Genomic DNA, 25,435 nt, shown 5'->3' with positions numbered 1-25,435 from the left:
CATGAGCCTTCTTTGCGAAACCCCCAGCCTCTCCCGCCGCGCGGTGCTGATGAGCGGCGGCGCACTGTTTGCCTGGGCCTATCTGCCGCGCTTCGCGCGCGCGGCCGACAAGAGTGACCCGCGCCTGATCGTCATCGTGCTGCGTGGCGCGCTGGACGGATTGTCGACCGTCGGGCCGGTCGGCGATCCAGACTATGCCGGCCTGCATGGCGACATCGCGCTTTCGCTCTCAGGCGCCAACCCGGCATTGCCGCTCGACGGTTTCTTCGCCGTCAACCCGGCGATGCCGGTGTTTGCGCGCCTGTTCAAGGCCGGCCAGGCGGCGGTGGTGCATGCGGCGGCGACCGGCTATCGCGACCGCTCGCATTTCGACGGCCAGGACGTGCTGGAAAGCGGCCTTCCGGGTCCCGGCAACGCCACCACCGGCTGGCTCAACCGGGCCTTGGCCAGCCTGCCGGCGGGCGAGCGCGTGGCTAAGCTCGGCGGGCTGGCGGTCGGGCCTTCGACGCCGCTGGTGATCCGCGGTGGCGCCCCCGTGCTCGGCTGGGCGCCGCAGGCCCTGCCGACGCCCGGGGATGCCTTGGCGGAGCGCGTGCTCGACCTCTACAACCACCGCGATCCGGTGCTGGCGGCAGCACTGCAGAAAGGGCTCGATGCCGATCGGATGGCGCTGGGCGATCAGCTTGACGGCAAGACCATGAAACCGAAAGGCGGCCTCGACAATGCCGCAGGCATGCGGCAGTCGGCGCAGGGCGCGGCGAGGCTGATGGCGGCCGACGACGGGCCGCGCATCGCAGCGCTCGCCTTCGACGGCTGGGACACGCATGTCAACGAAGGCGGCGCCACCGGCCGGCTCGCCAATCTGCTCGGCGGCCTCGACGGCGCCTTCGAGGAATTCGAGAAGGGGCTGGGCGGGCGCTGGCAGGACACGGCGGTGGTCGCCATTACCGAGTTCGGCCGCACGGCGCGCATCAACGGCACCGTCGGCACCGACCACGGCACCGGCACGGTGGTGCTGCTCGCCGGCGGCGCGATCAAGGGCGGCCGCGTCATCGCCGACTGGCCGGGACTGAAGCCGGCGCAACTCTACGAAGGCCGCGACCTCGCGCCGACCAGCGATGTGCGCGCGGTGCTGAAGGGATTGCTGGCGGATCAGTTCGGTCTGTCGGCGGCGGTGCTTGGCGACAAGGTGTTTCCGGAGTCGGCGGCGGTGAAGCCGATGCGGGATCTGGTAGGGTGAACGAAAACGCCCGCGCCGTTGTCGGCGCGGGCGTCGATCCCCTCGATGGAGCATCAGCTCCAAAAACCGGGGTGCCAGCGGCCGTGAGACCAGAAGCCGGGGTGCCAATGGCGCACATGCATCGGGCGGATGATCACCCGGCCGTTCGGCACGCATCTGCCCCAACGATTCATGTGCCAGCCGGGGCCGCAGCGCCAGCCGACGGTTTCGATGGGCAGCGGCGCGGCGCTCGGCTTGACAAGCGGCATAGCCTGCGAGCCGGCGCCGGACAGCATCAATGTACCGGCGGCCAAGGCGATGGGCAGGAAATACTTGGTGAGCATAAGGTTCGTCTCCGTAATTCATCCCTACCTCCGTGAAACGGAGGACCGGGCCGAATTCCGTCGGAGCGGTGCGGATCACATCTTCGTTAGCGAGCAACGCCTTCATTGAGCGTCGCCACCGTCTTCAGCGCGCCGCCCAGCATGTCGCCCTTCTCGTCCTTGAGAGCCGCCTCGCGCAGACGGCGGATCCAGTCGGCTGCATCGTCGCGTCCTTCGAGCATCSGCAAAGCCGAGAGCACCCGGTCGAATTTCGACTGGGCGCGGGCATGGGTGTCGCTGTAGCCCTTGATCAGGCGGCGGCAGTTCAGGACTTCGGCGGCCAAAGCGTAGTCTTGGCGAGCATAGCCGAGCGCTAGGCCGTACCAACGCTCCAGATGCTCAAGCTCTACCTTGTGGCGTAGCAGGCGGCGGCGCCAGCGACGCAGGCCGCCGATGAGCCACAGCATGGCGAAACCGGTGAAACTGTCGGTGCGGATATGGCGGCCGCGATTGATGCGGCGGTCGAGGAAGGCGGCGAGCCTGGGCCGGCTCTCGATGTAGCTGCCCAGCCCCGCCGGCAGCGTGCCGCAGAATTCCTCGATGCGCGGATGGAAATACTCTGTGACCTGCAGGACCGAGCCTTCCTTGACCCCGACTTCCCTGCGCACGCGCCTGTCGCGGGTCGAACGCGTCTTGAGGTCAGCGACGCGGATCATGTCGTCGTAGCACATGGCGTTGGCGAGATGCTTTGCCGCGGCGATCGACAGCGCATAGCCGCGCTCCGCATTGTCGAGCGCGACGGCCTTATCCAGCCGGTCGAGATATTCGCCGCCATAGGCGATGTCCTGGTAATCGACGACCTTTCTCAGGCCGCGTTCGGCCATGTCGCGCAGCGGCTCCGGCAGTGCTGCGACGCGGGCAGCAAGCTCCTGCCAGCCTTTCAGCAGGGTTTCGGGGCCGCTGACCTTCGCCGTCGACTTGGGTTCGGCAGCGGCAGGTTCCGCCGCCTTCTCGCCGGCCGAAGCTGCCGCGATGCCGCGCGCGCGGTCGCATGCGGCGCCGAAGGCTGCGAGACTCGCCTTGACGCCACGGCCGCCGGCGCCGATCGCCTGCTCGTAGCTTTCGCGAGTGAAGGGCAGCGCGTCGGCACCAGCCAGCGCGCCGAGCAGGCTGGCGGATATCATCGTGCCGTTGTCGGCGGCGATCTTTTCCATGTCGAAAGCGATGAAGCGCTTTGCTGCTGCCTGCGCTGTCGCGTGGACCTTCTCCGACGAGGCGCGGCCGTCACCCGGCTCGATCTTTTCCGAGACGGCGGCGATACGATGCGAAGAGGTGATCAGCGTCGTGCGCTCGGGCGTGACGAAGCCGCGGATGATGGCGCGGCCGGCCTCCATCAACTCGGCGGCGATCAGGATATCGACGTCGCCCTGCGACGGCGACAGCGCAAAGACCGGCAGCCGGCCGGTGTCGCGGGCCATCTCGATGTAATAGATCGTCGCGCCGGTGCGCTGGGCGACGCCGGCGACGGAGGTCGATTGCGCGATATAGCCGTTGCGTTCGGCGACATCGGTGATCCAGTCGGCGAGCACGCCGCCGCCCTGGCCGCCGACGGCGAGCACAGCGAGTTTTATCACCCGCTCGTCATCTAAAGCGCCCGCCTTCGGGCGCAGGGGGGAAGCCTGGTCAAGCATCGGCGAACGTCAAACGGCGGCTTTCGCGGCGGCGCTGCAAAAGGCCGATCACGGCACGGCGCGCGCTCTCCAGGAAACGGTCCCAGCGGCCGGGATTGTGGACGACATCGGCGCGGTAGAAGGACGGGCAGAGCACGGCCGCATCCGCCACCTCGCCGCAATTGCCGCAGCCGACGCAGTTCTGGTCGATCGAGGCAACCGGATCGTCGCGCAGCGGATCGTCGAGCGTCTTCACCGACAGCGACGGGCAGCCGGAGAGGCGCATGCAGGCGTGGTCGCCGGTGCAGATGTCCTCGTCGACGCCGAACTTGGGCTTCACCACCCGCTCGCCACCCTTGATCGCCTTGTCGACCAGCGGCTTCTCGCGGCGCTGGCGGTTCAGCATGCATTCGGACGAGGCGACAATGACCTTCGGCCCCTTCTCCTCGGTGGTCAGCGCGTCGCGCAACGTGTCGCGCATCTTGCTGACATCATAGGTGCGGTCGATATGGCGCAGCCATTTGACGCCCATGCCCTTCACCGCTTCGTCGATCGGATGTTTCGTCGACTTGGTGCGGTTGTTGGCGCGCGACGACAGTATGTCCTGGCCGCCGGTGGCGGCCGAGTAGAAATTGTCGACGATGACGATGACGCCGTCATTTTTGTTGAAGACGGCGTTGCCGATGGAGGAGGTCAGGCCGTTGTGCCAGAAACCGCCGTCGCCGACGAAGGAGATCGAGCGGCGTTTTGCTTCCGGCGAATTGAAGGCGGAGGCGGAGGCCGGCCCGAGCCCGTAGCCCATGGTGGTGGCGCCGAGCTCGAAGGGCGGCATGATCGAGAACAGATGGCAGCCGATGTCGGAAGCGATGTGATGCTTGCCGAGCTCCTGCTCGACCAGCTTCGTCGCAGCGAAGATCGGCCGCTCCGGACAGCCGACGCAGAAGCCCGGCGGCCGGCCGGGCACGACATTGATGAGATCGGCGGTATCGACGCCCTCGCCCAGCTTGTTCGGCGCGCGGACTTCGCCCGGCAAAAGATGCGGGGCATTGGCGCGCAGGAAGGAGCCGATGCCGTCGAGCATCACCTGTCCAGTGTATTCGCCGGCCATCGGCAGATGCTCCTTGCCGACCAGCCTGGTGCCGCGCCCGGCCTTGTGCAGCATCGCGGCAAAGGCCTGCTCGATGTAATTGGGCTGGCCTTCCTCGACGACCAGCACCGCCTGCTTGCCCTCGCAGAAGGCGAGGAACTCGTCGTCGACCAGCGGGTAGACGGCGTTCAGCACATAGAGCGGCACGTCGGTGTCGCCATAGGTGTCGGCAAGGCCGAGCCGCTGCAACGCGCGGATGACGGAATTGTACATGCCGCCCTGCATGACGATGCCGACCGAGCCGTGGTCGGAGCCGAACATCTCGTTGATCTTGCGGCTCTTGATGAAATCGACCGCCGCCGGCCAGCGCTTGGCGACCTTCTCCTTCTCATGCAGGAAGGAGGCTGGCGGCAGCACGATGCGGCCGGTGTCGCGGCGCGGCGCTGACAGCGCATCGGCGACAGACATTGGCGGGCGCTTGTTGTCCTTGGCGGTGAAGTGACCGTGGACGTGGCAGCAGCGGATGYGCACCTGCAGCATGACCGGCGTGTTGGAGGCCTCCGACAGCTCGAAGCCGTCCTCGACCGCCTTGACGATCGACGGCAGGTTCGGACGCGGGTCGAGCAGCCAGACCTGGCTCTTCATGGCGAAGGCGTGGCTGCGCTCCTGCATGATGGAGGAGCCCTCGCCATAATCCTCGCCGACGATGATCAGCGCGCCGCCGGTGACGCCCCCGGACGCGAGATTGGCCAAGGCATCGGAAGCGACATTGGTGCCGACGGTCGACTTGAAGGTGGCGGCACCGCGGATCGGGTAGTGCACGGACGCGGCCAGCATGGCGGTGGCAGTCGCTTCGGAAGCGCTCGCCTCGAAATGCACGCCGAGCTCGCCCAGGATGTCCTGCGCGTCGGCCAGCACATCCATCAGATGGCTGATCGGCGCGCCCTGGTAGCCGCCGACATAGCCGACGCCGCATTGCAGCAGCGCCTTGGTGATGGCGAGAATGCCTTCGCCCGCGAATTCCTCGCCGGCGCCAAGCCTCAGCTTCTCGACTTCCTTGGCAAAAGACCGTTCGGCCATCTCTGCCTCCTTCCGTTGCCGCCTTCCCGTTGCCTTTGGGCGGGCGGCGCGTACATCAACTCAAATCTCGTGCTTGCGGATGTTCTTCAGCATCTTCTGCAGGATCGCGATCAGCGCCGCATATTCGGCGTCGTCGACACCGTCGAACATCGCCTCGAAGGCGTCGTGCATGGCCGGCCAGGCGCGGGTGAAGAGCGCTCGGCCGTCGTCGGTCAGGAACACATGGCGGATGCGGCTGTCGGTGACGCCCTGCTCGCGCCGCACCAGGCCCTGGCCTTCGAGCGTGTCGAGCGTGCGGCTCAAGGTCGATTGCTCGATCACCGTGTAGACCGAGAGATCGTTGACGGTGACACCGTCGGTAACCGAGAGCACGGCGAGTGTCCGCACCTGCGAAATGGTCAGGCCCTGCTTGCGGAAGTCGTCACGCAAAGTGGCGTTGTAGCGGCCCATGATGCGGTTCATCAGATAGGGCGCGAATTGCTGCAGGCCGATCTGGCCGAGGGTCGAGATGCGCTGGCGCCTTTCCGCGAGCTTCTGTTCCATCACAGCTTCCCCGCCAGAAGGAAGCCGGAGCCGCCGCCGAGGCCTGCGCCGGGATGGGTCGAGGCGCCGATGTGATAGAGGCCCTTGATGCCGGTCTCGTGGTTGCGGCTCGCCTTGAACGGCCGCCACAGGAAGGATTGGTCGATGGTGGACGAGCCGCCATAGGGATCGCCGCCGACCAGATTGATGTTCATCGTTTCGAGATCGGCCGGCGAATAGGCGCGGCGCGCGATGATGGTGTCGTGAAAACCCTCGATGTGGCTGGCAAGGATCGCCTCGACGCGGTCGGCATAGGCTTCGCGCAATGCGTCGCTCCAGCGGCCGTCGGCCGGTGTCTCCAACTGTCCCGCTGCATCGCCCTTGATAACGCGCGGTGCCTCGGGCAGTTGCAGCCACAGGATCGCCTTACCCTCCGGGCAGCGTGACGGGTCGAGCGCGTGCGGCTGGCCGACGCAGATGGTCGGAATTTCCGGCAGCAGGCCGCGCACCGCCTCGTTGCAGGCTTTGGAGACGCCGTCGAGCCCCGGCGTCAGATGCAGCAGCGCCACCTTATCGAGGCCCTCGCCGCGCCATGCGGGCGGCTTGTTCAGGGCGTAGTGGATCTGGAAGTTGCCTTTGCCGTAGCGATAGGACTGCGTGGCTTTTGTTGCCACCTCCGGCGCATCCTTGCCGAGCAGGCGGCCATAGAGCTGCGTCGGCGTGACCGAGCAGATGACGCTCTTTCCCACTGTCAGCGTTTCACCGGAGGCCAGACGCACGCCGGTGGCGCGGCCGCCGGTCTGAACGATCGAGGCGGCATCGGCGTTGACGCGGATTTCGCCGCCGCGTTCCTTGATCAGCGCCTCGAAGGCGGCGAGCAGGTTCCTGGCGCCGCCCTTGACGATCGGCGCGCCGGCCGCCTCCAGCGCGAAAGCGATGACCCTGGCGATCTGGCCGGAAAAGGCGTCTTCAGGGCCTAGCCCGGCATGCAGCACCCAGGGCGCCCAGAGCGCGCGGACGAGTTCGGACGCGTAAGTCGTTTCCAGCCAGCCGCGCGCGGGCACCAGCGCCTCACCCATGAAGGCGGCAAGATCGCGCGGGCCGCGCCGCCAGGCCTCGCCGGCGATAAGCTTTGTCGTCGGATAGGACCAGAGCGCGCCGCCGAGCAGGCCGAACAGCAGCCCGGCATTGCGCTCGATGCCGCCGACATCGGTGCCGTGACGGTCGCCATCGCCCGAGGCAATTGCGTTCAGCGCCGCGATGTTGGCTGGGCGGTCGGTGGTTATGACGGCATGGCTGCCGTCGGGCGTGAGCACGCCTGTCGGCGTGGCGGTGTGGCAGAACTCCAGCCCGTGCCGCGCGAGGTCCTTGCCGAGCGCGGCAAAAGCCGGCGAGGTGATGAACAGCACGAAGGTCGTGGCCATCACGTCATGGACGAAGCCGGGCGCAGTGACCTCCTCGGTGCGCATGCAGCCGCCGATGCGGTCGTTGCGCTCGAGCACGAGCACCTTGGCGCCCTTGGCGCCAAGCATGGCCGCGCAGACCAGGGCGTTGATGCCGCTGCCGACGATGATGTGATCGACGTCGCTCATCGTCGTGGCCTTGGCTTTAACCCCGAGGCACCAGCGCCAGCGCGCGGATCGGGCTGCCGGTGCCGCGCTCGATCTTGAGCGGAGCGGCGATCAGGATCGCACCCTTCGGCGGCAGCTGGTCGAGGTTGCACAGGCTGGCGAGGCCATAGCGGTTGGCCTTGTGCATCAGCGTGTGCGCCGGGAACGGCGGCTCCATCCCTCCTGCTTTACCGGCATCCGTGCCGATCGTCTCCGAACCCCAGCCCTTGATATCCTTGCTGATCAGGAACTGGATGGCTTCCGCCGTCGGGCCGGGCGTGTGCGGGCCGGTCTCGTTGGCGTTGAGGAACTCGGCTTCCGAACCGTTACGCTTGTACCAGTCGGTGCGCATCACCACCCACTCGCCGGGATTGATGGCGCCGTGCTTGGCTTCCCAGGCCTTGATGTGGTCGACGGTGAGCAGGAAATCGTGGTCCGCCGCGGCTTCCGCCGAGCAGTCGATGACGTTGACCGGGCCGATGAAATTCTGCGCCGGAATGGTGTCGGTGGCGCCGTCCGGATAGTCCTTGCCGGTGATCCAGTGCTGCGGCGCGTCGAAATGCGTGCCCGAATGCTCGCCGAGCTTCAGCCAGTTCCAGGCCCACCACGGACCGTTCTTGTCGTATTTGGAAATCTCATGGATCTCGACCTTCGGCGTGTCGACGGCGAGCTCCGGCGGCAGCTTGATCAGCGGCGTGTTCGGTCCGAGCGGCGCCGTCAGGTCGACCACCTTGATGGCGCCCGAGAGCAACTGGCCGGCGACCTCGCCGAGGAGTTTCTGCGTATCCATGGTCTTTGTTCCCTCTTGTCTCTGATGATCAAGGCTCGTTGCGGCCCTTAATATACCTACTAGACGAAAACATATGCATCTGCAATTATCTTTAAGCATAAAGCATTTTGGGGCGGGGCGTGAGCGAGTTCGACGCCATCTTTGTCGGGGCGGGCCACAACAGTCTGGCATGCGCCGCGCATTTGGCGCTCAAGGGCTGGAAAATAGCGATTTTCGAGCGCAGCGAGATGATCGGCGGCGCGGTGCGGACCGCCGAATACACGCTCCCCGGCTTCCGGCACGATTTCGGCGCGATGAATTTGAGCCTGTTCGCCGGCTCGGCCTTCCACCGGAAATATGCAAATGAATTGAAAAGCCACGGGCTGGAGTTCGCGCCCGTCGCCGACTGTTTCGCCAGCGCCTTCCCGGACGGGACATGGTTCGGCGTCAGCAACGATCTCGAAAAGACGGCGTCGCGGCTGGCCGCCTTCTCAGCGGCGGACGCAGCCGCATGGCGCAGGCTGGTCGGCGCCTTCCCAGGCGAGGCCGAGCACCTGTTCCGCCTGCTGGGTTCACCGATGAGCGCAAGAGCGCTGGCCGGTACAGGCTGGACCCTGTGGCGCAAGAAGGGCATCGCTGGCGCGCTCGACACGGCTCGGTTGCTGCTGTCATCGCCGCGCGCGTGGCTCGAGGAGAATTTCGAGACGCCGCATGTGCGCACGACGCTCGCGGCCTGGGGCATGCATCTCGACTTCGCGCCCGACATCGCCGGGGGCGCCGTGTTCCCCTATCTGGAATCGATGGCCAACCAGAGTTTCGGCATGGTGCTGGGCAAGGGCGGCGCCGACACCATCATCCGTGCCCTGGCCGGCATGGTGACGGCGGCCGGCGGCAAGATCACGACCGGCGCGGAAATCGCCGAGATCATGGTTTCCGGCGGCAAGGCGACCGGGGTCAGGCTGGCATCCGGCGAAACCCATGTCGCGACCAGGGCCGTCATTGCCAGCGTCGCGCCGAAAGCGCTCCMCGGCAAGCTGCTGCCCAATGGCTCGGGCGACGCCGGCTTCGACGCRGCGATGAAAAAATTCCGGCATGCGCCGGGCACGATGATGATCCATCTGGCGATGGACGACCTACCGGGCTGGAGCGCCGGCGCCGAGCTTCGGCAATTCGCCTATGTGCATCTGGCGCCGTCGCTCGACGCCATGTCGCGCGTCTACCAGCAGGCAATCGCCGGCCTGCTGCCCGATCAGCCCGTGCTCGTGGTCGGTCAGCCGACGGCCGTCGATCCGTCGCGCGCCCCGCAAGGCAAGCATGTGCTGTGGGTGCAGGTGCGCATGCTGCCGGCGCAGATCCTCGGCGATGCCGCGGGTAAGATCGCGCCGGCGCACTGGGACGCGGTCAAGGACGCCTATGCCGAACGGGTGCTCGATATCATCGAGAGCTATGCGCCCGGGCTGCGCAGCAAGATCCTTGGCCGCGCGACCTTCTCGCCGCTCGACCTCGAGCGCGAGAACCCGAACCTCGTCGGCGGCGACCAGGTCTGCGGCAGCCACCATCTGGCGCAGAATTTCCTCTTCCGTCCGGCGCGCGGCTTCGCGCGCTGGACCACGCCGGTCTCGAACCTCTTCCTCACCGGCGCCGCGACATGGCCCGGCGCCGGGACGGGCGCAGGCTCCGGCTTCATGCTCGCCCAACAGCTGGGAGGAGGTTGAGCCAAAGAGATTCCGGGATGGACAAGGCGCGGTTGCCCACCACCCGAATGAAAAAACGCCGCGCGGACAAATGACAACCAACAAGGGGAACGACCATGACCATCAACAGACGTGACTTGCTTGGGTATGGCGCCGCGGCGATCGGTGCCGCGACGCTCGGCCTGCCGAGGGCGGCCAAGGCGGCGGACGAACTCACCATCGCCTACAACGTCAACCTGCCCTCCTGGGACCCGACGACCGGCCCCTCGGCCGTCAACCCGACCATCCAGGGCCTCTATCAGTCGGTGTTCGACCAGATCATCGGCCAGAAGCCGGACCTTTCCTTCACGCCGGGCCTGCTCACCGAATGGGGCTGGAACGACGACCGCACCAAGGTGATGATGACGGTTCGCGACGGCGTGAAATGGCATGACGGCTCGCCCTTCACGGCGGAGGACGTGGTGTGGTCGCTGCAGCGGGCCGGCGACGAGAAGACCGGCAACCCGATCCAGTTCGTCTGGAAGAACGTCAACAATTTCAAGATCGACGGCAACAAGATCACCGGCGACGTCGTGCAGTTCGACCCGGTCTATTTCAAATGGATGTCGTTCCTGACGGGCTACATCCTGCCCAAGGCCTACTACGAGAAGGTCGGCGCGGAAGGCTTCGAGAAGGCGCCGATCGGCACCGGGCCGTATATGGTCGACAAATTCGAGCGCAACGCCTTCCTGCGGCTGAAGGCCAACCCGCATTACTGGGGCACGAAGCCGGCCTTCGAGAATGTGACGATCAAATTCGTCACCGACGCGGCGAGCCGCGTTGCCGAGATCGAATCCGGCTCCTCGCAGGTGACGCTCGAAATCCCCTATGAGGAATATGACCGGCTGATCGCCAAGGACGGGCTGGCCGGCTCGATCAAGAACGTCTCCGACATCGGCATGATCTTCTTCAACGACATCGAGGCGATGCTGGACAAGAATGTCCGCCAGGCGGCGGTGATGGCGGTGGACAAGGAGCTTCTGGTCAAGCGCTTGCTGCGCGGCTACGGCCTGCCGATCGCAACGCTGGAGACGCCGGAATACGCGGCCTTCGATCCGTCGATCAAGGTCGAGCACAATCCGGACAAGGCCAAGGAACTGCTCGCCGCATCCGGCTACTCGCCGGAAAAGCCGGTGAAATTCACGATACAGACGACCAAGGGCTTCAAGCCCAAGGACTATGAGATGATCCAGGCGATCGTCGGCATGTGGCGCAAGGTCGGCATCGAGGCCAAAATCGAGGTCTACGAGATCGCCAAGCACTACGAGCTGCGCGCCGCCGACAAGCTGGCGCCGGCCGCCTTCTACAATTGGGGCAACTCGATCGGCGACCCGACCACCTCGACGGGCTTTGCCATGTACGGCCCGAGCCCGCATTCGGTGTGGGACAGCCAGGACCTGATCGACATGATCAACCCGCTGTGGGGCGAGAAGGACGAGGCCAAGCGCATCGCCGGCTGGAAGGCCGTCGACAAGTACATCGCCGAGCAGGCTTATGTGCTGCCGCTGATGCAGTATGCGCAGCCGATCGTGCACTCGAAGAAGGTCAATGTCGTGCAGCACGTGTCCGGCGCGCTGTTGCCGGCGCTGATGACGCCGGCCGCCTGACCGAATCGAGGAGGCGCGCTAGCGCGCCTCCTTCAACGTCGCAGGCCCCCTCATCCGGCCCTTCGGGCCACCTTCTCCCCGTTGGGGAGAAGAGACTGGGGCAACGCCGGCAAGCTCCTCTCCCCTCGGGGAGAGGTCGGCCGAGCGAAGCGGAGGCCGGGTGAGGGGCCGAGTGCATTAGGCTCAGCGAGCATGCTGCTGCAGAGATTCTTCGTTCGTCTGTTGACGATGCTGGTGACGCTGTTCGGCGTCGCCATCGTCGTCTTCGTCGTCATCCGCGTCGCGCCCGGCGACCCGATCGCCATGATGCTGCCGCCCGGCGCCAGCAATGACGACATTGCGCGGCTGCGTGCGCTCTACGGGCTGGACAAGTCGATCGTGCAGCAGTTCTTCATCTGGCTCGCCGGCGTGCTGCATGGCGATTTCGGCACCTCGATATCGCTGCGCCAGGACGTGCTTGGCCTTGTCTCCAACCGGCTGCCGGCAACGCTGGAGCTTGCGACCGTGGCACTGCTGATGGCGGTGGCGATCGGCGCCACCGCAGCAATCCTCGGCGCGCGCTCACGCGGCACGGCGCTCGAAGCCGGCATCGACATTGCCAGCGGCGCGACACTCTCCATCCCCGATTTCCTCTGGGGCCTGGTGCTGATCCTGCTCTTCGGCGTGCTGGTGCCCGTCTTCGACATTTCCGGCCGCGTCTCGCCGCAGCTGGACCTGCCTTTCATCACCCAGTTCTATCTGGTCGAGAGTATCTTGAGACTCCGCTTCGACCTCACCTGGGACCTCATCAAGCACATGCTGATGCCGGCCGTTGCCTTGGCGCTGCCGCTGGCGGCGATCATCGCGCAGCTCTTGAAACAGTCGCTGAAGGAAGTGCTGGACCTCGACTATGTCGTGCTCGCCCGGGTGAAAGGTTTTTCGGAAACTCAGGTGATCCTGCGCGAGGCGCTGAAGAATGCGGCGCTGCCGACGTTGACGCTGGTCGGCGTGCAGTTCACCTTGCTCATCGGCGGCACCGTCATCGTCGAGCGGCTGTTTTCCTATGAGGGGCTCGGCAACATGGCAATCGACGCCGTCATCAACCGCGACCTGCCGCTGATCCAGGGCATCGTGCTGGTGTTCGCGCTGCTCTTCGTGCTGATCAACCTTGCCGTCGACATGATGTATGCGCTGCTCAATCCGAGACTGCGTCATGGATGAGGCGCGCATCGCCCGACGAGCCTCAAGCCCGCGGCTGTGGCTGGCCGGCGGCTGGCTTCTGCTGGCGCTGCTCGCGGCGATCTTCGCGCCGCTGATCGCGCCGCAGGACCCGCTGGCGCAGGACCTGATGCTGGAGCGCCTGCCGCCCTTCTGGCTGGATGGCGCCGAGCCCGGCTATTGGCTGGGCACCGACAGCCTGGGTCGCGATCTTCTCTCGCGGCTGATCTTCGGCGGACGCATCGCCTTCATCGTCGCCTTCGCCGCCGCGACATCCGCCTGCCTCATCGGTTCGGCATTGGGGCTGATCGCCGGCTATTTCGGGGGCTGGGCCGACCGCATCATCTCGCGCGTCGTCGATGTCTGGATGGCCTTCCCGCCAGTGCTGTTCGCGATCCTTCTGGTCGCGGTGCTGGGCACGGGCCTCAGCTCCGTGATCCTCGCCATCGCGATCATCGACTGGACGCGCTTCTGCCGGGTGATCCGCGCCGAGGCGATGAGCCAGGCGCGCATGGATTATGTCGAGAGCGCGCGCATCGCCGGCTATGGCCGCATCGGCATCATGCTGCGTGAAGTGCTGCCCAATGTGCTGCCGTCGGTGGTGGCGCTGCTGTCGCTCGAAATGGGCATCGCCGTGATCGTCGAGGCGATCCTCTCCTTCGTCAACCTGTCGATCTCGACCGACGACCCGACCTGGGGCAGCATCATCGCCGAGGGCCGGCTGTCGATCCATCAGGCCTGGTGGGTGCTGGTGTTCCCGCTGATCACGCTGATCCTCACCGTGCTTTCCTTCAGCCAGTTCGGCGAAGCGCTGAAGGCGCGTTTCGATCCGGTGCTGCGATGAGCGCGTGCCTCGACATTCGCGAACTCAGCGCCGTGCTGCCCAACGGCCAGCGCGTGCTGCGCTCGGTCTCGCTCACAGTCCAGCCGGGTGAAGTCCGCGCGCTGGTCGGCGAAAGCGGCGCCGGCAAGACGATGATCGGCAAGGCGGTGCTCGGCGTGCTGCCGAAAAGCGTGCGGGTCGTCGAAGGCGAGATGCTGATCGAGGGCGAGGATCTCGGCCGTCTCGATGTCAAGGCGCGGCGCACTTTGATCGGTGCCCGCACGGCGCTCATCCCGCAGGATCCGCTGACCGCGCTCAACCCGTCGCGCCGCGTCGGCGCGCAGATGACCGACCGGCTGGTGCGCATCCTCGGCTGGAGCGGCGAGCGGGCCGACACACGCATCCGCCAATTGCTCGACGAGGTGCAGATCCGCGATCCTGAGCGCGTGCTGAAGAGCTATCCTCACGAGCTCTCCGGCGGCATGCGGCAGCGCGTGCTGATCGCGGCGGCCTTCGCGGCGGAGCCGAGGCTGATCGTCGCCGACGAGCCGACGACGGCGCTGGACGTGACCGTGCAGAAGCAGATCCTGCGGCTGATCGCGCAGTTGCAGCGCGACCACGGCACGGCGATCCTGTTCGTCACCCACGATCTCGGCGTCGTCGCCAAGATCAGCCAGAAAGTGTCGGTGCTCTATGCCGGCAAGGTGGTCGAGGAGGCCGAGACCGCGCAGCTCTTCGAGGCGCCGCAGCACGCTTACACRAAAGCACTGATCGCGGCGACGCCGCGCTACACCGATCCGTATGCCTCGCTGAAGCCGGTGGACGAGAGCGTGCTTGCCGGATTGGCGACTGAGATCGCGGCTGCCGACAAGGACTGGAGGCCAAGCCATGGCTGAGCCGCTGTTTTCCGTGCGGGGCCTGAAGGTGGCGCTGCCCGACATGACGCGCAAGCCGTTGATCGGCCGCGCGCCGCTGGCGGAAATCCTGAAAGGGCTCGATTTCGACCTGCCCAAGGGATCGGTCACCGGCATCGTCGGGGAATCCGGTTCCGGCAAGTCGACGCTCGGACGCTCGCTGGTCAGGCTGCTCGAGCCGAGCGCCGGCTCGATCAGCTTCGAGGAGCGCGACATCGGCCATCTTTCGGAGGGAGAGCTCAGGCCGCTGCGCCGCGACTTGCAGATGATCTTCCAGGACCCGATGTCGTCGCTCAATCCGCGCCATACGATCTTCAACATCATCGCCGCGCCCTTGAGGCAGAACGGGCTGGGCGACCGGCTGAAGGAGCGTGTTGCTGAAGCCTTGCAGCGCGTCGGCCTGCCGCAGAGCTTCGCCAGCCGCTACCGCCACGAATTGTCGGGCGGCCAGCGCCAGCGCGTCGGCATCGCGCGGGCGCTCGCGCTGTCGCCGAAATTCGTGCTGGCCGACGAGATCGTCTCCGGCCTCGACGTCTCGACGCAGGCGCAGATCCTGACTCTGCTGGAGAAACTGGCGGCCGAGATGGGCCTGACGGTCGCCTTCATCAGYCATGACCTTTCGGTGATCCGGCGGCTTTGCCAGCAGGTCATCGTCATGCGCGAGGGCAGGATCGTGGAGGCCAGCGCCACGGACGCACTGTTCGACAACCCGAAGGAGGCCTACACGCGCGACCTGCTCGCCGCCATTCCGCTCCCCGAGATCGATCCGGACTGGCTGCGGCCGAAGGTGCCAGCATGAATTGAGTTTCGATATTCGCACGCCGACCAGCGGGCCTCGGATGTGCGCCAGGACAAGTCGGCCCGCCAATGGAGGGTGACATGAAATACGCAATCCAGGCGGCGGTCTTCGCGGCCTCTTTGTTTGGTGCAATGGGAGCGGCTTCAGCGGATTCGATCCCCGGCATGCGCGGGCACGACCATACCGGCATCACCGTGCCCGACATGAAGCAGGCCGTCGATTTCTTCACCACTATCGTCGGCTGCAAGAAGGCGATGTCCTTCGGGCCGTTCGCCGACGACAAGGGCACTTTCATGCAAGACCTGCTCGGCGTCGATCCGAAGGCGGTGATCGAGGAGATCACTCAGATCCGTTGCGGCTACGGATCGAACATCGAGCTGTTCAAATACACAGCACCTGACCAGAAGGACGCAACGCCCAAGAACAGCGATATCGGCGGCTATCATATCGCCTTCTATGTAGACGACGTCGCCGCGGCGAAGGCCTATCTCGAGGGCAAGGGCGTGAAGACCAGGATGGGAYCGTTGCCGGTGAAGGAAGGCCCGGCCGCCGGCCAGACCATCCTCTATTTCCAGGCGCCGTGGGGGCTGCAGCTGGAGGCGATCAGCTACCCCGAAGGCATGGCCTACGAAAAGGGCGCCGAGACGGTGCTGTGGAGCCCGAAGGACCCGGCCAAGTGACGAACCAAACGCATCGGCGGCGATCATTCAATTATAAAACTTCAAGCTTGAAATAATTGCCGCGCGGCGCGATACTGAGAGTTGGGATCGCCGGCCTTTGCCGGCGGCTCCCGAGACCTTATGGAGTTTACGCAATTCCGGACGGAAAACCGCTACGCACTTTTCCTGGAATTGCTCTAGAGGAGATCGCAAGACATGAAGGTTGCGGTTCTCGGCGGCGGACCGGCCGGACTCTACTTTGCCATCTCGCTGAAACTGCGCGACGCCGCGCATGAGGTGACTGTCTATGAGCGCAACCGCCCGGACGACACGTTCGGCTGGGGCGTGGTGCTGTCGGCGGAGACGCTGGAGAACCTGACCAGGAACGACCCGGTCAGCGCCGTCTGGATCAAGAAGCATTTCGCCTATTGGGACGACATCGCCGTCATCCATGACGGCGTGCGCACGGTGTCTTCCGGCCACGGCTTCTGCGGCATCGGCCGCAAGCGGCTGTTGATCCTGTTGCAGCGGCGCGCCCGCGAGCTCGGCATCAAGATGATGTTCGAGACCGAGATTTCCGACCCGAAACCTTTCATGGAAACGCACGACCTGGTGGTCGCCGCCGACGGGCTGAACTCGAAGTCGCGCGCGGCCTTCGCGGACGTCTTCAAGCCGGACATCGACACCCGCAAATGCAAGTTCGTGTGGCTGGGCACCACGCAGAAATTCGACGATGCCTTCACCTTCATCTTCGAGAAGACGGAGCATGGCTGGGTGTGGGCGCATGCCTACCAGTTCGACAGCGAGACCGCGACCTTCATCGTCGAATGCAGCGAGCAGACCTGGAACGCTTTCGGCTTCGGCCAGATGACGCAGCAGGAATCGATCGCGGTCTGCGAGCGCATTTTTGCAAAGCATCTCGGCGGTCATCCGCTGATGACCAACGCCAACCACATCCGTGGTTCGGCCTGGATCAACTTCCCACGCGTGCTGTGCGAGCGCTGGTCCTACAAGAACCTGGCGCTGATGGGCGATGCCGCGGCATCGGCGCATTTCTCGATCGGCTCCGGCACCAAGCTGGCGCTGGAAAGCGCGGTGGCGCTCGCGGATTATGTCGAAGCCGAGCCCGATCTGGAGGCGGCCTTCCGCAAATATGAGGATGCGCGGCGCACCGAGGTGCTGAAGCTGCAATCGGCGGCGCGCAATTCGCTGGAATGGTTCGAGGAAGTCGAACGATATCTCGGGCTTGATCCAGTTCAGTTCAACTATTCGCTGCTCACCCGCTCGCAGCGCATCAGCCACGAGAACCTTCGCCTGCGCGATGCCGAATGGCTGGCGAACGCCGAGGAATGGTTCCAGCGCAAGGCCGGCGCGGGCGGCAACAGCTTACGCCGCGCGCCGATGTTCGCGCCGTTCAAGCTGCGCGACATGGCGCTCACCAACCGCATCGTCGTGTCGCCGATGGCGCAGTACAAGGCCGTCGACGGATGCCCGACCGACTGGCATTTTTCTCACTATGCCGAGCGCGCCAAGGGCGGCGCCGGCCTCCTCTATATCGAGATGACCTGCGTCAGCCCCGAGGGGCGCATCACGCCCGGATGCCCAGGCTTCTACAAGCCGGAGCACGAAGTCGCCTGGAAGCGGCTGGTCGATTTCGTCCACGCCGAGACTGAAGCGAAAATCTGCGCCCAGATCGGCCATTCCGGCGCCAAGGGCTCGACCCGCCTCGGCTGGGAAGGAACCGACGTGCCGCTCATCTCGGGCAACTGGCCGGTGATGGCGCCCTCGGCCGTGCCGTGGTCGCCGCAGAACCAGGTGCCGAAGGCGATGGACCGCGTCGACATGGACATGGTTCGCGACCAGTTCGTCGCTTCGGCTGAGATGGCCGCGCGCTGCGGCTTCGACATGCTGGAGATCCATGCCGCGCATGGCTATCTGCTGTCGGCCTTCATCACGCCGCTGACCAACCGCCGCACCGACGAGTATGGCGGCTCGCTGGAAAACCGCATGCGCTATCCGCTGGAGATCTTCCATGCGGTGCGCGCTGTGTGGCCGGCCGAGAAGCCGATCTCGATGCGCATCTCGGCCAATGACTGGGTGGGGATCGAAGGCGTCACGCCGGCCGATGCGGTCGAGATCGCCAGGCTACTCCATCAGGCGGGCGTCGATCTCTGCGACGTGTCGGCCGGGCAGACCACCATCGCCGCCAAGCCGGTCTACGGCCGCATGTTCCAGACGCCATTCTCCGACCGTATCCGCAACGAGGTCGGCATGGCGACGATGGCTGTCGGCAACATCTACGAACCAGACCATGCCAACTCGATCCTGATGGCCGGCCGCGCCGATCTGGTGGCGCTGGCCAGGCCGCATCTTACCGATCCCTACTGGACGCTGCATGCGGCGGTCACACTTGGCGACCGCGGCGTCAAATGGCCGGATCCTTATTTGCGCGGACGCGACCAGATCTACCGGCTGGCCGAGCGCGAAGCTGCAGCGGGGCTCAAAGTATGAGCGCCGCGCGGGCAATTGCCGGCAAGCACGCGCTGGTTACGGGCGGCGGCTCCGGCGTCGGCAAGGCGATCGCGTTTGCGCTGGCGAAAGCCGGCGTGAACGTCACCATCTGCGGGCGGCGCGAAGCGGCGCTGGCCGAGGTCGCGAAGGAGAATAGCCGCATCTCTTGGCTCGCCGCCGACGTCACAAACGAGACTGAGATGGCGGCCCTCCACGAGAAGGCCGAAGCCGCGCGCGGGCCGTTCGATATCGTCGTCGCCAATGCCGGCATGGCGGGCAGCGCGCCGGCGCACAAGACCGCGCTTGCGGACTGGCAGCGTACGCTCGACGTCAATCTCACCGGCGCCTTCCTGACGGTGAAGCCGGCGCTGGCCGGCATGCTGGCACGGAAGGTCGGACGCATTGTCTTCGTCGCCTCCACTGCCGGCTTGAAGGGCTACGCTTATGTCGCGCCTTACGTCGCCGCCAAGCACGGCGTCGTCGGACTGATGCGGGCTTTGGCCGCCGAGACCGCCAAGTCGGGCGTTACCGTCAACGCCGTCTGCCCGGGCTTCGTCGAGACCGAGATGCTGGAAGAATCCGTTCAGCGCATCGTCGAGAAGACGGGACGTTCCGCCGACGAGGCGCGCGCGAACCTCGCGGCGACGAACCCGCAAGGGCGTTTCGTCCAGCCGGAGGAAATCGCCTCGGCGGTGCTTTGGCTGTGCAGCGATGCCGCGCGATCGATCACCGGACAGGCGATTTCGGTTTCGGGAGGCGAGACATGGTAGCGGGACCGACCTCAACCGGGCCGGGCAAGGAGAGGCTGCGGCTGTGGATCCGCCTGCTGCGCGCCTCGCGCACCATCGAGGCCGAGCTGCGCGAGCGGCTGAAGAAGGAGTTCGACACCACGCTGCCGCGCTTCGACGTGATGGCGGCGCTCTACCGATCGCCGGAAGGCATGCTGATGAGCGACCTGTCGCGCTTCCTGCTGGTGTCGAACGGCAACGTCACTGGCATCGTCGACCGGCTGGTTTCCGAAGGCCTGGTGACGCGGGCGCGGCGCAACGGCGACCGCCGCACCTCGATGGTGCGGCTGACCGAGGAAGGCTCGAGATCCTTCGCCGCGATCGCCGCGGCGCATGAGAATTGGGTCGGCGAACTGCTCGGCACCGTCAGCGAGGACGAGGCGCGCCGGCTGACCGGCATGCTGAAATCGTTCCGCAGCAACTGGGAGGGACGCGAATGAGCACTATCGCCAAGCTCAAGCCGAAACACTTCCTTTGGGATGTCGAAGGCAAGATCGCGAAGATCCGGCTCGACCGTCCCGAGCGCAAGAATCCGCTGACCTTCGACAGCTACGCGGAGTTGCGCGACACGTTCCGCGACCTGGTCTATGCCGAGGATGTCGACGCGGCGGTGTTCCTGCCCAATGGCGGCAATTTCTGCTCGGGCGGCGATGTCCACGACATCATCGGGCCGCTGGTCAAGATGGACATGAAGCAGTTGCTCGCCTTCACGCGCATGACCGGCGACTTCGTCAAGGCGATGCTCAATTGCGGCAAGCCGATCATTTCCGCGGTCGACGGCGTGGCGGTCGGCGCCGGCGCGATCATCGCCATGGCTTCCGACATCCGCATCGCCACGCCCGAAGCCAAGACCGCCTTCCTGTTCACCCGCGTCGGCCTCGCCGGCTGCGATATGGGCGCCTGCGCGATCCTGCCGCGCATCATCGGCCAGGGCCGCGCCGCCGAGTTGCTCTACACAGGCCGCACGATGAGCGCCACTGAGGGCGAGCGCTGGGGCTTCTACAACCGCCTGGTCGATGCGGCGGCACTGGAAGCCGACGCGCTCGACACGGCGGCGCGCATCGTTTCCGGGCCGACCTTCGCCCATGGCATCACCAAGACGCAGCTCAACCAGGAATGGTCGATGGGTCTCGACCAGGCGATCGAGGCGGAAGCGCAGGCGCAGGCGATCTGCATGCAGACCGGCGACTTCGAGCGGGCGTATAACGCGTTCGTGGCGAAGGAAAAACCGGTGTTCGAGGGGAATTGAGGATGGTTGCGTTGATGGAGACGCTGGCGGGACAGCGCCCCCCTCTGTCCTGCCGGACATCTCCCCCACAAGGGGGGAGATCAGCTGTCATCTCGGCTTTCGCCAATCTCCAGCGCCGCAGGAGAAGCGGCGGCGCCGAAACTGCCAATCTCCCCCCTTGTGGGGGAGATGGCCGGCAGGCCAGAGGGGGGCGCCGTAGAGCTCGACGTTTGAAGCAAAGCGGAGGCGCCCATGCCTGACCGTTCCTTCCTCAACTGGCCCTTCTTCGAAGACCGCCACCGCCAGCTCGCTGAACGCCTCGACAGCTGGTGCGCAAAGAACCTGCCCGTCGACCATCACGACGTCGACGCCGCCTGCCGCGAGCTGGTGGCGAAACTCGGCCGCGACGGTTGGCTGAAGCCGACAGCGCTCGACCCCGCCAATCCCGGCCCGCTCGACGTGCGCACGCTATGCATCACCCGCGAGACGCTGGCCCGCCATGACGGGCTCGCCGATTTCGCCTTCGCCATGCAGGGGCTCGGTACTGGAGCAATCACGCTGTTCGGCACGCCGGAGCAGCAGCGCTGGCTGGAAAAGACGCGAGCCGGCCAGGCGATTTCCGCCTTTGCGCTGTCAGAGCCACGCTCGGGATCCGATGTCGCCAACATGGAAATGACAGCGGTCCGCGACGGCGACTTCTATGTGCTTTCCGGCGAGAAGACCTGGATCTCCAACGGCGGCATCGCCGACCTCTATGTCGTCTTCGCCCGCACCGGCGAGGCACCGGGCGCCAAGGGGATCTCCGCCTTCATCGTGCCGGGCGACGCCGAGGGCCTTGCCATTGCCGAACGGCTCGAGGTGATCGCGCCGCATCCGCTGGCGCGGCTCTCCTTCGACAATGTCCGCGTTCCGGCTTCCGCCCAGATCGGCAAGCCGGGCGACGGTTTCCGCATGGCCATGTCGGTGCTCGACGTCTTCCGCTCGACGGTGGGCGCGGCGGCACTCGGTTTCGCGCGGCGTGCGCTGGACGAGAGCGTCAGCAGGGCCGCCGAACGCAAACTGTTCGGCGCGCCGATGGCCGAGTTGCAGATGGTGCAGGGCCATATCGCCGACATGGCGCTGGATGTCGACGCCGCCGCGCTCCTGATCTACCGCGCCGCCTGGACCAAGGACATGGGCGCCGCCCGTGTCACCCGCGAAGCGGCGATGGCCAAGCTGTTCGCCACCGACAAGGCGCAGGAGGTGATCGACAAGGCGGTGYAGCTGCATGGCGGCGACGGCGTGCGCAAGGGCCACATCGTCGAGAGCCTCTATCGCGAGATCCGGGCGCTGCGCATCTATGAGGGCGCTTCCGACGTGCAGAAGGTGGTCATCGCCAGGCAGGTGATGGGCGCCGTCTGACACCATGCCTTGCGGACCGCATTTCAACCAAGGGGGAGGCTAGACATGCACACGATCCTGCAGCCGGAAGGCTGGGCCAAACCGGTCGGCTACGCCAATGGCGTGGCCGCGCAAGGGCGGCTGGTGTTCGTCGGCGGCCAGGTGGGCTGGAACGGGCAATGCCAGTTCGAGACCGACGACTTCGTCGGCCAGGTGCGCCAGACGCTCGCCAATGTCGTCGCGGTGCTGGCCGAAGCCGGCGGCGAGCCGCGGCACATCACCTCCATGACCTGGTACTTCACCGACAAGGCCGAATATCTCGCCAACCTGAAGGGGATCGGCGAGGCCTACCGCGACGTCATCGGCCGGCATTTTCCGGCGATGGCCGCCATGCAGGTGGTGGCGCTGGTCGAGGACCGCGCCAAGGTGGAGATCCAGGCGACGGCGGTCATTCCGGAGTGAGATAGCGGATATCGATCGAACGCCTGAGACCAAACCGCAGCCCGCTTGGCTACTGCCGCAATCTATGATCAGATGATCACGCCCGCTTCGGCGGGGATGTCTTCGCACATAGACTTTGCCGGTATCCAAGGAAAGCAAAAGCGTGGCTCTGGGCTTCGAACCCGTATCGGGACGCATCACCGTCCAGGATGGCGTCTATCAGCAGCTTCGCCATGCCTTGATGGTCGGCAGTTTCGATCCCGGGCAAGTGCTGACCATCGCCTCGCTGGCCGAGGCCTTCGGCACCTCGAACATGCCGGTGCGCGAGGCCCTGCGGCGGCTGGCGGCGGAGAACGCGCTGGAGATCTCGCAGAATGGCTCGGCCTGCGTGCCGGTGGTGACGCGGGCGCGGCTCGATGACCTCTGCCGGGCCCGGCTCGCCGTCGAGGGGCTCGCCGCCGAGCTCGGCGCGCCGCGCCTGACCGCGGCCGATGTCGCTTCCTTGCAGAGGGTCACCGACGACCAGCAGGCGATCGGCCGTGACGGCAGCATCTACGAGCTGATCGCCAAGAACCAGCAGTTCCACTTCACCATCTATCGCGCTTCCGGCTCCGACGTGCTGTTCCAGTTGATCGAGACGCTGTGGCTGCGCTTCGGCCCCTATATGCGGCTGTTGTCCAACCATGTCGCGCCGCTGATGCGCGCCGGCACGATGGAACCCTCTGGACGTCACGCCGCGATCATCGCGGCCATCAGGGACAAGGATTTTCCGCGCGCCCGCGACGAGGTCGTGGCCGACATCACGGCGACTCAAGCGACGCTGCGCACGATCTGTCCCGACGTGCCCGAGCCCAAGGCAGTCGATTTCGCCGCTTTCGGCAAAGCGTCCTGATTTTTTTCAACGGCGGTAACCGAAGCGCGGAAACGGTCCCGTCGCAGTCGCACTGGACCAAGCAGTAGCCCTTTTTGACCACTCCCGCCGACTTTCTTCAGCCTTAAAGGATTGATCCCTTCCTGGATTTGTGATCACATGATCACAAGGGAGCGAGAGACAGCAAATGTCCGGCTATTTTCTCTATCATTCGATCGGCACTTTCCCCGGCAAGGCCGAGGCGATGGCCGCCGCGCTGGCGGAATTTTCCGCCATCTGGTCGGCGGAGGACGACGGCCAGTGGCCGGCCGCGCTGGCCGCACGGCAACGCTTCATCGACGCCTGGACGCGGCTGATCGAGGCGCCGAAGGGTACGCTGACCACAGCCGAGAATGTCACTGCCGCGCTCTACAGCCTGATCGGCGGGCTTCCGGCGGAGCGCCTGGCGGGAAAACGCCTGCTGGTTGCCGGCGATTGCTTCCCGAGCCTGCATTTCCTGCTCGCGGGCCTGGCCGAGCGCTTCGGCTTCACGCTCGACACCGTGCCGCTGCCGCCGGGCGAAAGCTGGGTGCGCGATGAGGATTTCATTGCCCGCTGGCAAGACGATGTCGGGCTCGCGCTCATCACCTTCGTCACCTCGACGGCCTCGCATCGCTGCGATGTCGAGCGGCTCGCCGCGCATGGCCGCGCCATGGGCAGCATTGTCGGTGTCGACGTCACGCAAGGCATCGGCGTTGCGCCGTTTTCGGTTGCCGCGACGCCGGTCGATTTCGTCGTCTCGACATCGCTCAAATGGCTGTGCGGTTCTTCCGGTGCCGGGATATTGCAGGTCGCGCCGGAATTGCTTGCGACCTGCCGGCCGGAGCTGCGCGGCTGGTTTAGCCAGCCGAACCCGTTCTCCTGGGATCTCGACGCCTTCGCCTATGCCGACGACGCGCGCCGCTTCGATCATGGCACGCCGGCGATCCTCGCAAGCATCGCGTCGCTGCCCGGGCTGGAGTGGGTGGAAAAGACAGGCATCGACRCCATCCGCGCGCAGAACGCCGCGCTCGTCGAGCGCATCATCGGCGCGGCGCTCGACAATGGCTGGGCGCTGCGTTCGCCGCTCGACGCCGGCGAGCGCGGCGGCAGCGTCATGCTCGGCTTGCCGCAAGGCGTCGAGGCGGCGAAAATTGTCGCTTCGCTGCGCAACGAGCGCCTCTACTGCGACGCGCGCGGCACGACGCTCAGGCTGTCGCCCGGCATTGTCACCACGGAAGCGGCGGTCGATGCGCTGATCGCCAGACTCCAGGACCATATCGGTTCGCGGCATCGCCGCGCATCCTGATTGCAGGCACCGCCTCGCCTGCGGCGCCTGGGAGCTGGCGCCGGAAGAAGCGGAAGAGGAACCGAACCAGAGGGAAGCAAGATGTTGAAACGTCTAGGACTGATTGGGGTGATGATTGCCGCGGGCGTGGCCTTCGCGGCGCCCGCCTTTGCCGACAAGATCATGGTGGGGGCCTATCCGGCCAACCCGCCGTGGGAATACAAGACCGATTCCGGCGGCTTCGAGGGTTTTGAGATCGACGTCGCCAACGACGTCGCCAAGCGCATCGGCGCCGATGTCGAGTTCCAGGATTTGGGCTTCCAGGCGCTGTTCGCGGCGACCGCTTCCGGCCGCATCGATTTCGCCGTGTCCTCGATCTCGGTGACCAAGGAGCGGCTGCAGAACCAGGGCTTCACTCAAGCCTATTACGACAGCGACGGCACCATCGTCGGCAAGGCGGATTCCGCCATCAAGTCGCTCGACGACCTCAAGGGCACGACCATCGGCGTCATCGCCGGCTCGACCGGCGAAGCCTATATGAAGGAAAACGCCGCCAAGCTCGGCGTCGCCGAGACCAAGAGCTACAACGCCCAGCAGGACCTTCTGCTGGACGTGCAGAACGGCCGCATCGACGGCCGCGCCGGCGAGCTCGCCGGCTTCCTCTTCGCCATCAAGCAGATGCCGGCGCTGAAGATCCTGGTGCGCATCCCGACCGGCGAGCGCTTCGCGATGATGACCAAGAAGGGCCATCCGCTGCTCGAGAAGGTCAATGACGCGATCACCGCCATGAAGAAGGACGGCACCATGGCCGCGATCCACAAGAAGTGGTTCGGCGTCGACCCGGAAGCCGGAACCAGCACCGTGACGCCGGGTCCGATCCCGCAATAATCCCGCGAAA

General features: G+C 65.8%; 23 protein-coding genes. 17 read left to right on the top strand and 6 right to left on the bottom strand.

Annotated elements, in window-relative coordinates; all coding sequences use genetic code 11:
• Position 1: 1 nt before the first annotated feature.
• Positions 2-1,240, top strand: coding sequence for a DUF1501 domain-containing protein (locus LCM4577_RS04350; RefSeq protein ID WP_071069790.1), 1,239 nt, complete (start codon positions 2-4; stop codon positions 1,238-1,240).
• 53 nt (positions 1,241-1,293) lie between these two features.
• Here the strand turns inward: LCM4577_RS04350 and LCM4577_RS04345 are convergent, their stop codons facing one another.
• The 6 genes from LCM4577_RS04345 to LCM4577_RS04320 all read right to left on the bottom strand — a co-directional run bounded on the left by LCM4577_RS04345 (position 1,294) and on the right by LCM4577_RS04320 (position 8,301).
• Positions 1,294-1,563 carry a GCG_CRPN prefix-to-repeats domain-containing protein gene (locus LCM4577_RS04345; RefSeq protein ID WP_071036322.1) on the bottom strand — a complete coding sequence of 90 codons (270 nt, stop codon included), beginning with the start codon at positions 1,561-1,563 and terminating at the stop codon, positions 1,294-1,296.
• A gap of 86 nt (positions 1,564-1,649) precedes the next feature.
• Entirely contained in the window at positions 1,650-3,233 is a 1,584-nt protein-coding gene (locus LCM4577_RS04340; RefSeq protein WP_071069788.1) for an indolepyruvate oxidoreductase subunit beta family protein, read from the bottom strand.
• Positions 3,226-5,379, bottom strand: a complete 2,154-nt coding sequence (locus LCM4577_RS04335; protein WP_071069786.1) for an indolepyruvate ferredoxin oxidoreductase subunit alpha — start codon at positions 5,377-5,379, stop codon at positions 3,226-3,228. Before LCM4577_RS04335 ends, LCM4577_RS04340 begins: the two co-directional genes overlap by 8 nt.
• A gap of 60 nt (positions 5,380-5,439) precedes the next feature.
• Positions 5,440-5,922: a MarR family winged helix-turn-helix transcriptional regulator gene (locus LCM4577_RS04330; RefSeq protein WP_071069784.1), complete on the bottom strand. Its 483-nt coding sequence runs from the start codon at positions 5,920-5,922 to the stop codon at positions 5,440-5,442.
• Positions 5,922-7,493, bottom strand: coding sequence for an NAD(P)/FAD-dependent oxidoreductase (locus LCM4577_RS04325; protein ID WP_071069782.1), 1,572 nt, complete (start codon positions 7,491-7,493; stop codon positions 5,922-5,924). Before LCM4577_RS04325 ends, LCM4577_RS04330 begins: the two co-directional genes overlap by 1 nt.
• A gap of 16 nt (positions 7,494-7,509) precedes the next feature.
• Positions 7,510-8,301 (bottom strand): cyclase family protein, encoded by a 792-nt coding sequence (locus LCM4577_RS04320; RefSeq protein WP_041001497.1) that lies wholly within the window; start codon positions 8,299-8,301, stop codon positions 7,510-7,512.
• A 119-nt stretch (positions 8,302-8,420) separates the two neighbouring features.
• Here LCM4577_RS04320 and LCM4577_RS04315 point away from each other — a divergent pair, with 119 nt between their 5' ends.
• From LCM4577_RS04315 to LCM4577_RS04240, 16 genes are all read left to right on the top strand, one after another.
• Positions 8,421-9,995 carry an NAD(P)/FAD-dependent oxidoreductase gene (locus LCM4577_RS04315; RefSeq protein ID WP_071069781.1) on the top strand — a complete coding sequence of 525 codons (1,575 nt, stop codon included), beginning with the start codon at positions 8,421-8,423 and terminating at the stop codon, positions 9,993-9,995.
• 95 nt (positions 9,996-10,090) lie between these two features.
• Positions 10,091-11,620, top strand: coding sequence for an ABC transporter substrate-binding protein (locus LCM4577_RS04310; RefSeq protein ID WP_040986040.1), 1,530 nt, complete (start codon positions 10,091-10,093; stop codon positions 11,618-11,620).
• Between the two features lie 192 nt (positions 11,621-11,812).
• Positions 11,813-12,820 carry an ABC transporter permease gene (locus LCM4577_RS04305; RefSeq protein ID WP_071069779.1) on the top strand — a complete coding sequence of 336 codons (1,008 nt, stop codon included), beginning with the start codon at positions 11,813-11,815 and terminating at the stop codon, positions 12,818-12,820.
• Positions 12,813-13,661, top strand: coding sequence for an ABC transporter permease (locus tag LCM4577_RS04300; protein WP_041001491.1), 849 nt, complete (start codon positions 12,813-12,815; stop codon positions 13,659-13,661). Before LCM4577_RS04305 ends, LCM4577_RS04300 begins: the two co-directional genes overlap by 8 nt.
• A complete protein-coding gene (locus LCM4577_RS04295) occupies positions 13,658-14,536 on the top strand; it encodes an ABC transporter ATP-binding protein (protein ID WP_071069777.1) in 879 nt (292 codons plus the stop codon). The genes LCM4577_RS04300 and LCM4577_RS04295 overlap by 4 nt, the downstream gene beginning before the upstream one ends.
• On the top strand, positions 14,529-15,353 hold the full coding sequence (locus LCM4577_RS04290) for an ATP-binding cassette domain-containing protein (RefSeq protein ID WP_071069775.1): 825 nt from the start codon (positions 14,529-14,531) through the stop codon (positions 15,351-15,353). Before LCM4577_RS04295 ends, LCM4577_RS04290 begins: the two co-directional genes overlap by 8 nt.
• An 80-nt stretch (positions 15,354-15,433) precedes the next feature.
• Positions 15,434-16,033: a VOC family protein gene (locus tag LCM4577_RS04285; RefSeq protein ID WP_071069773.1), complete on the top strand. Its 600-nt coding sequence runs from the start codon at positions 15,434-15,436 to the stop codon at positions 16,031-16,033.
• Between the two features lie 195 nt (positions 16,034-16,228).
• On the top strand, positions 16,229-18,523 hold the full coding sequence (locus LCM4577_RS04280) for a bifunctional salicylyl-CoA 5-hydroxylase/oxidoreductase (RefSeq protein ID WP_071069771.1): 2,295 nt from the start codon (positions 16,229-16,231) through the stop codon (positions 18,521-18,523).
• Positions 18,520-19,293 carry an SDR family NAD(P)-dependent oxidoreductase gene (locus tag LCM4577_RS04275; RefSeq protein ID WP_071069768.1) on the top strand — a complete coding sequence of 258 codons (774 nt, stop codon included), beginning with the start codon at positions 18,520-18,522 and terminating at the stop codon, positions 19,291-19,293. The genes LCM4577_RS04280 and LCM4577_RS04275 overlap by 4 nt, the downstream gene beginning before the upstream one ends.
• On the top strand, positions 19,287-19,751 hold the full coding sequence (locus LCM4577_RS04270) for a MarR family winged helix-turn-helix transcriptional regulator (RefSeq protein WP_071069767.1): 465 nt from the start codon (positions 19,287-19,289) through the stop codon (positions 19,749-19,751). Before LCM4577_RS04275 ends, LCM4577_RS04270 begins: the two co-directional genes overlap by 7 nt.
• Complete coding sequence (locus LCM4577_RS04265; protein WP_071069765.1) at positions 19,748-20,560, top strand: enoyl-CoA hydratase family protein; 813 nt, start codon at positions 19,748-19,750, stop codon at positions 20,558-20,560. Before LCM4577_RS04270 ends, LCM4577_RS04265 begins: the two co-directional genes overlap by 4 nt.
• A gap of 231 nt (positions 20,561-20,791) precedes the next feature.
• On the top strand, positions 20,792-21,940 hold the full coding sequence (locus LCM4577_RS04260; RefSeq protein ID WP_071069763.1) for an acyl-CoA dehydrogenase family protein: 1,149 nt from the start codon (positions 20,792-20,794) through the stop codon (positions 21,938-21,940).
• Between the two features lie 45 nt (positions 21,941-21,985).
• The gene (locus LCM4577_RS04255; protein ID WP_071036339.1) at positions 21,986-22,381 is read left to right on the top strand and encodes a RidA family protein; all 396 of its coding nucleotides are present in this window, start codon (positions 21,986-21,988) and stop codon (positions 22,379-22,381) included.
• A gap of 142 nt (positions 22,382-22,523) precedes the next feature.
• Entirely contained in the window at positions 22,524-23,252 is a 729-nt protein-coding gene (locus tag LCM4577_RS04250) for a GntR family transcriptional regulator (RefSeq protein ID WP_071069761.1), read from the top strand.
• A 166-nt stretch (positions 23,253-23,418) separates the two neighbouring features.
• Positions 23,419-24,558 (top strand): aminotransferase class V-fold PLP-dependent enzyme, encoded by a 1,140-nt coding sequence (locus LCM4577_RS04245; RefSeq protein ID WP_071069755.1) that lies wholly within the window; start codon positions 23,419-23,421, stop codon positions 24,556-24,558.
• 81 nt (positions 24,559-24,639) lie between these two features.
• The gene (locus LCM4577_RS04240; protein WP_071069753.1) at positions 24,640-25,425 is read left to right on the top strand and encodes an ABC transporter substrate-binding protein; all 786 of its coding nucleotides are present in this window, start codon (positions 24,640-24,642) and stop codon (positions 25,423-25,425) included.
• The last annotated feature ends 10 nt before the right edge of the window (positions 25,426-25,435 follow it).

This window comes from Mesorhizobium sp. LCM 4577 (assembly GCF_001854795.2).
Taxonomy (GTDB): domain Bacteria; phylum Pseudomonadota; class Alphaproteobacteria; order Rhizobiales; family Rhizobiaceae; genus Mesorhizobium; species Mesorhizobium plurifarium.
Note: the sequence above shows the minus strand (reverse complement) of the source record. Positions and strands in the feature narration are given on the sequence as shown.